This is a genomic window from Kocuria sp. CPCC 205235, assembly GCF_040980905.1.
Lineage (GTDB): Bacteria > Actinomycetota > Actinomycetes > Actinomycetales > Micrococcaceae > Kocuria > Kocuria carniphila.
Map to the genome: position 1 here is coordinate 168,914 of NZ_JAVKPR010000006.1, position 6,640 is coordinate 175,553.

The window sequence follows — 6,640 nt, forward strand, 5'->3', positions numbered from 1 at the left end:
GTGCGGGTCCTTCAGTGCCGCTATTCTGGTGCCCTGCCACAACAATCAGGAGGGTGACTATGGAGCGTTCCACGGTTCTCGCACTTGTTCTTGCCGGAGGTAAAGGATCGCGGCTGGGGGCACTCACTGACAACGTGGTCAAACCCGCCCTGCCCGTGGGTGGCACCTACCGGTTGATCGACATCTCCCTGTCCAACCTGGCGCACTCTCATATTCCTGACGTGTGGATGGTCCAGCAGTACCTCCCCCACAGCCTGAACAAGTACCTGGCCAACGGCCGCCCCTGGGATTTGGACCGCTCCCACGGCGGGCTGCAGATCCTTCCGCCATTCGAGGGCCGCAACGGTGAGGGTTTCGCCTCCGGTAATTCGGATTCGATCTACCGTCAGGCCGAGCTAATTCGTGATGCCGATCCGGATCTGGTGCTCGTACTTTCGGCCGACCACCTCTACACCGTGGATTTCCGCGACGTGATCGACACCCACCTGACCAAGCGCGCGGATCTGACCATGGTCACCACCCACGTGGACGAGGACACCTCCCGCTACAGCGTGGTGACCACGGATGAGTCCGGTGCGGTGACCTCATTCGCCTACAAGCCCGAGGATCCTGCCGGCCAGCTCGTTGCGGGAGAAATGTTCCTCTTCGATACGGACAAGTTGCTCTCCGCTTTGGACACCCTGCAGGACGAACTCGGTCAGCTTGCCGACTACGGCGAGGACCTGATCCCCTACTTCATGGAGCACCACAAGGTCTTCGAGCACCGCCACCTGGGCTACTGGATGGACCTGGGCACGGTGCAGTCCTACTGGACCGCGCAGATGCAGTTGATCGACGGCAACGGCGCCACCCTTGACGATCTGAATTGGCCCATCTGGACCGGCCAGGTTCCGCTCCTGCCGGGTTTCGTCAACGACGACGCCGCGATCACCAACTCCTTCATCGCTCCCGGCGCGCGCGTGGCCGGCACGGTCGAACACTCCGTGATCGGCCAAAACTGCGTGATCGAGGCCGGTGCCGTGGTGCGCAACAGCGTGCTGTTGGACAACGTGCACGTGGGATCCACGGTGGAGCTCATCAACGTGGTGGCCGACTCAGGCGCGGAAATCACCGGAGGAACTCAACGCGGGTCCTCCCAAGCGATCACGCTGATCGACCGCGACGGCAAGGTCAGCCAACGCGATGAATTCGACCACGAAGCGGTGCTGCCGCGGGGGTGGGAGAAGTACTGAGGTCTCATGTGAGGAAAAAGTGAATTTTGAGTCTCCCACGGGCATTTCCCTCACCCAAGATTTCGATGGCACCCGGTTAGCGCCCCATGACCGCTCGCGCGTCACCGGTGGCAGTGATTGGAACGCCCGCGGGAATAATGTAGTTCACCACCGGCGGGTGCACCACGGCGTTCAAGGTGACCTGCGCAGTCAGCCCGTCAGAGGTTCCGGTCGGTGCACCCAGTGATAGCTGCTGCACCTCATCAAAAGCACCCACGGTTCCAAGGTAGCTCGACGCCGCTCCCGCCACGCCGTCGTGCGTCAGGATTGGCGACGGTGCCGCTCCCGCCGTTCGATCCAGGTCGGTGAAGGTATCCGCGGAAGCACTGGATGCCCGATCGGCCAGTGACTGAAGTTTCCTCTCTCCGATGTACACACTCGTGATGGCCATGATCGTAATGACCAGCAGCAGAGTGACCAGAGTGAACCCCAAGAGGACGATGGTGGTCTGTCCGGAATCCCGTTCACGAGGATCGCCCCGAAACCGGCGCAACAGGCACGTCACGAGGCGTGTGCGGTGAGAAGGACGTTCGATGTCAGGCAGAATCGTCACGAATACCTCCCGGACACGACCGTGACATCCGAATTGAGAGTGGCCACGTTGGCCGTCACGAACCCCGGAACAGCAGGGAGCCCCACGGTAAGACGAGCATGAACCGTTGCCACTGCACCGGGTGAAGTACATGAGCCATCGGAACAGCTCACCTCAAGGGCGAGGTCCTGCGCGTCGAACCCGTGATCCAGGGCGGCGACCGCGGCAATCTCATGAATGGCAGCCTGATTGAAGCTATCCGCTTCCATGACCGAGATGGCTTGGCCAGCTTGTTCAGATGCGGCCACCACGGCGAAAGAACCTGCTTGCACCCGAGACACCGTGACCACCAAATAGATCACAGGGATGAGCAACAGCAGCCCCAACGCGACGAATTCCACGATGGCACTGCCCCGATCCGGATGATCAGGTTCCACAGCCGGTGACGCGGGCATGCGCCCCCGTAAAACGCGACTAGTCCATGACCACGGCATGACCACTCACATTCAACGATTCCGGAGGACCGAACATTGCGACCACGGGCAGTGGCGCGACCACGGTGATCTCAACGGCGGGCAATGATCCCACCTGAGTTCGCGAGACACTCACGTTGTGGGCGTAGCTCTCACCCACCGAGTTGGCGATAATCCCGCGGGCGCGAGCGACGCCGTCGTCGTCGGTGCGGTCCGCCAAACTGGCGTACCGCGCGCCGGCTGCGGCGGCGTCAATCAGGGTGTTACGCACGTGCAAAGCGAAGCCCAACTGCAGAATGCCCGCGAAGATGACCACGGCGAGCGCCAGGACCATCACATATTCGGCGACGGCATTACCCGCGTCCCTGTTGTCCTCAGAGACCGGAGACTCGGTTGATCGCATCCTGGAACAGGCCTTCGAGTGCGGGACGGGCGATGAGGAGCAGGCCAGCGACGAGCACTGCGGACATCAGCGTGAGCATGACCCAACCGGGTACGTCCCCACGATCGCGGTCCTCATCGCTGAAACGAGAATGCAGTGCATTGCTCAAGGTCAACAGCGCGAACAACGGTGTGGTCACTAATAGGCGGTATTTCATGTCTAGCTCCTTTGATAATTGCTAACTCTTATTCGGTGAAGTCATTGGGTAGAGATCAGAAACCCATTTCTAGGACGGCCAATCCGGGGAACACGGCGAAGACAACGCTGAGTGGAAGGACGAAGAACACGACGGGTATCAACATCGCGATTTCCTTCTTGCCCGCGATCTCCATCAGGACGCGCTTATCGTGATCGCGGACGTCCTGGGCTTGAGCGCGCAGGACCTCGGCCAGCGGTGTTCCCCGTTCGATGGCCACGATGATGCCGTCCACGAACCGTCCCAGCGGAATGACGTCGGTACGGGAGGAAAAATCCTGGAGCGCCGTGACCAGCCCCGATCCTGCGCGGGTCTGTGCCAGGACTTGCCTGAACTCGTCGACAAGCTCGCCTTCGGCAACACGGCACACTCGTTCCAGGGCTCCGACGGCGCTCTCCCCCGCGCCCACGGACAAGGCCATGAGTTCGGCCACGGCCGGGAACTCTGCAAGCATGAGCTTCTCCCGTTTGGCGATGCGTTGTTTCAGGAGAAAATCTCTGCCCCATACCCCGCAGAAGGCGCCCAGGACCGCTCCGACCATGACGATGGCGACGCTCACGTCTCCTCGCAGAATGAGGCCGATGCTGAAGACACTGCCGATCAGAACACCGAGCACCGCGAAGACCACTTGCTCCGCTCGGTAGTCGACCACCGACTTATCGAGACCCGCCCGAATGAGTCGTCGCTCAAGAACCGACGCGCTTCCGGCGAAGGGAGTTATCTTGTCGGTGGCCCACGTCAGTGCTTGCTGGAGGACGGGCCCGACACGGTCGTTTCCAGCTGTTCGACTGGCTCTCACGACTCCGCGTCGGTTCAAGGCGGAACTGACCTGAACCATGCGCAACTGCGGCGCAATGCGGTCGGCAAAACTGGGCGCTCCGACGGCACGCACGGCGCTGAGCATCAGCCACAGTCCCCCGGCCAGAACCAGGGCAATGAGAACTCCTGTGGTCCATGTGTTCATCGCAGCACCCTCCGCTCGGTGGGGAGTGCTCCGAGTCGCAGCATCAGTCGGTAGGCAGCGACGGAGATCGCCAAACCGCCCAGCAACACCAATGCTCCGGTGGGAGTGTTGTACGCCTCGATGGCGGCCGGCTGGGTGGACATCAACGCCAACACGAGCCAGGGAGCAGCAACGGACAGTCGAGCCGCGTTCACGGTCCAGGACTGTCGTGCCTCGAGTTCGCTCCGGGTCCGTTCGTTCTCCCGCAGGAACGATGACAAGGTGCCCAGCAGTTTGCCCAGGTCGGTGCCGCCCACTTCACGGGTCACACGTAGGGCCTCCACGATGTTGTCGGCGACCGGATCCGCCAGGCGATTCTTCAGCAGGGTCAACGAACCATGAAGCTGACCGCTGGCCCGGTAATCGGCTGCGAATTGTCCGAAGGCGGGGCGGAGTACCTCAGGACCGCGGTACTGCAATTGCATGAGCGCCTCGGGCAATCCCATGCCGGCCCGAATTGCAGAACGTAAATGGTCCACCACATCGGGCCACACTTCACGCAACACAGCCGAGCGTCGCTCGCCACGTCGTTTGATGAACCAGAAGGGAATGTAGCCCGCGACCAACATGGCACACAGGCCGAAGGCGGGGGCCGACGTCAGGGCCGTCACAGCCAGCCCCGTCACCACAGCGACGGCGATACTCACGGCGACCAACGTTGCCGGTGCCACATTGGGTAGACCAGCCCGCAACAGCGAGGTCTTCAACCGGCCAGTGCGCGCGTGTCGGGTCTTCTTGCTGGTCGGCTGATTCCAGAACGACCACCAGATGAGAAAAACCCCGGCCCCCATGAGGACGCCCAACAACGCGCTCATGAGGTTTTCGCTCGAGTCTTCTTCGCTGACGTCTGCCCTTGGGCGGGTGCCTTGGCAGCCGGCGCGCCTTCCAGAAGTGCCGAGGGCTGGTAGCCCGACCTCAAGAACTTTTCCGGCGAGGGAACTTCGGCGGCAACCGGCACCAGTTCGCCGTCGACGTGGCGGAACAGCGGATAGGTCTCGATGATGCCGTTCTCCACCCGGTTGCCCACAGCCAAAATCTCGGCCACGAACCGATGGCCGTTGTTGTTGCGGTGGCAATGCACAACCATGTCGAAGCACGAGGCAACCGTGGGAACCACAAACGCCGTGCTGATGTTCTCGCCCGCCAGTAGTGGCAGCGTACAGATCTTGGTCACTGCGTCCCGTGCTGAGTTGGCGTGTAAGGAACACATTCCGGGCAAGCCCGCGTTAAGCGCGATCAACATATCCAGGCTCTCGGCCTCACGCACCTCGCCGACGATCAAGCGGTCCGGGCGCATCCGCAACGCTTCCTTCACGAGGCGCCGCAGCGGAATCTCACCCGCACCTTCCAGATTCGCTTGCCTGCACTGCATGCCGACGACGTCGCGCAGCGCCACCTTGAGCTCGAAGATCTCTTCAACTGTCACCACGCGCTCCCGCGGGCCGATGGATGAGCACAGACAGTTGAGCATGGTGGTTTTTCCGGCCTGCGTCGCACCGGAGACCAGAATGTTGAGCCCGCTGGCGACCGAGGCTTCCAGGAACTTGGCCGCAGAAGTACTGAGGGACCCAAGGGCCACCAGGTCCTGAAGCCGACGAGCACGAGCGACGAACTTCCGGATGTTGACCGCCCAATGCTTGCGCGTCACATCCGGAATCACCACGTGGAGACGGGAACCGTCCGGGAGCGCAGCGTCAACGAACGGGGAGCTGAGGTCCAACCTGCGCCCAGATGATTTGAGCATCCGTTCGACGAGCGTGCGCACGTGCACTTCGCTCAGCACCAAGCTGGTGAGCTCGGACTCGCCGGCCCGGGCGACATAAATCTCCGCTGGGCCGTTGATCCAGATTTCTTCGATGTCGGGGTCATCGAGATACGGCTGAAGCGGTCCATAGCCGGCCACCAAGTCCAGAACGTTTTTACGCACGGCGGCAAGGTCAACAACGCGGGGCAGGCCAGCACGAGCCGAACGCAGGTCGTAATCTTCGACGGCGGCGTCGACAATACGGCGCGTGGATTCTACCTCGTGCAGCGGGTCCAGTCCGCTTCTGCGGATCTGCTCCCTGACGTCCGCCTCGATCAACCCAATAGCGTCTTCAGCTACCACTGTGGCCATAATTCCCCCTGGGGTTCCCCCGAACCCAACTGAATGGCTAGTTCGTAACTGAACCTAGGGGAAAACTCCGCGAGCTGTTATTCCACTCCCCGCAACCTGTGGACAACTAGCGCATTTCGGGTTTGACCAGGGTCTTGGCCGTGTCATCTAGTGACCAAAAATGTAAACGCATACAGATGTGTTTGAGTCAGACGCTGCCTGTGACCACTACGCGAAGACGCTCAGGCCCCGGCGATGGGTCAGCCCACCACCCAGGGCGATACGTCCCGGACCGGCGAACGCGATGGCCAGCGCAGCCGCACCGAGGACCATGACGAACTCGAAGCCACCGTCGGAGACGAAGAAGCCCGCGGGTGCATGCACGAAATAGATGGAGCCGGCCATCACCACGGCCAGCAGCAGGCCTGCGATGCGGGAGAACAATCCTACGATCAGCGCGATTCCACCGATCAACTCGGTGAATGCGGCGAAGGGCGCGGCAATCTCCGGCAGGGGAACACCCATCTCGGCGAAGTTGGAGGTGGTCCCGCTAATGGGGCTCATCGCATTTGAGGGTGTAGCAGCGGCCTGAAGCCGCCGGCCTCGAGCAGCGATCTCGCGATGTAGT

At 61.8% G+C, this 6,640-nt stretch carries 9 protein-coding genes; 1 reads left to right on the forward strand and 8 read right to left on the reverse strand.

Features of this window, described 5'->3' with window-relative positions; genetic code table 11:
* The first annotated feature begins 59 nt into the window (after positions 1-59).
* Positions 60-1,232: a glucose-1-phosphate adenylyltransferase family protein gene (locus tag RF638_RS06700; RefSeq protein WP_368841630.1), complete on the forward strand. Its 1,173-nt coding sequence runs from the start codon at positions 60-62 to the stop codon at positions 1,230-1,232.
* Positions 1,233-1,308: 76 nt separating this feature from the next.
* Here the strand turns inward: RF638_RS06700 and RF638_RS06705 are convergent, their stop codons facing one another.
* The 8 genes from RF638_RS06705 to RF638_RS06740 all read right to left on the reverse strand — a co-directional run bounded on the left by RF638_RS06705 (position 1,309) and on the right by RF638_RS06740 (position 6,576).
* Positions 1,309-1,824, reverse strand: coding sequence for a type II secretion system protein (locus RF638_RS06705; RefSeq protein WP_129699889.1), 516 nt, complete (start codon positions 1,822-1,824; stop codon positions 1,309-1,311).
* Positions 1,821-2,258: a hypothetical protein gene (locus RF638_RS06710; RefSeq protein WP_238663043.1), complete on the reverse strand. Its 438-nt coding sequence runs from the start codon at positions 2,256-2,258 to the stop codon at positions 1,821-1,823. The genes RF638_RS06705 and RF638_RS06710 overlap by 4 nt, the downstream gene beginning before the upstream one ends.
* Before the next feature lie 19 nt (positions 2,259-2,277).
* Complete coding sequence (locus RF638_RS06715) at positions 2,278-2,679, reverse strand: TadE/TadG family type IV pilus assembly protein (RefSeq protein ID WP_095797390.1); 402 nt, start codon at positions 2,677-2,679, stop codon at positions 2,278-2,280.
* The gene (locus RF638_RS06720; RefSeq protein ID WP_095797391.1) at positions 2,651-2,875 is read right to left on the reverse strand and encodes a hypothetical protein; all 225 of its coding nucleotides are present in this window, start codon (positions 2,873-2,875) and stop codon (positions 2,651-2,653) included. The genes RF638_RS06715 and RF638_RS06720 overlap by 29 nt, the downstream gene beginning before the upstream one ends.
* A 55-nt stretch (positions 2,876-2,930) precedes the next feature.
* The gene (locus RF638_RS06725) at positions 2,931-3,878 is read right to left on the reverse strand and encodes a type II secretion system F family protein (RefSeq protein ID WP_095797392.1); all 948 of its coding nucleotides are present in this window, start codon (positions 3,876-3,878) and stop codon (positions 2,931-2,933) included.
* Positions 3,875-4,732 carry a type II secretion system F family protein gene (locus tag RF638_RS06730; protein WP_095797393.1) on the reverse strand — a complete coding sequence of 286 codons (858 nt, stop codon included), beginning with the start codon at positions 4,730-4,732 and terminating at the stop codon, positions 3,875-3,877. Before RF638_RS06730 ends, RF638_RS06725 begins: the two co-directional genes overlap by 4 nt.
* Positions 4,729-6,033, reverse strand: a complete 1,305-nt coding sequence (locus RF638_RS06735) for a CpaF family protein (protein ID WP_368841631.1) — start codon at positions 6,031-6,033, stop codon at positions 4,729-4,731. The genes RF638_RS06730 and RF638_RS06735 overlap by 4 nt, the downstream gene beginning before the upstream one ends.
* A 207-nt stretch (positions 6,034-6,240) precedes the next feature.
* Positions 6,241-6,576 (reverse strand): DoxX family protein, encoded by a 336-nt coding sequence (locus RF638_RS06740; protein ID WP_368841633.1) that lies wholly within the window; start codon positions 6,574-6,576, stop codon positions 6,241-6,243.
* Positions 6,577-6,640: the final 64 nt, after the last annotated feature.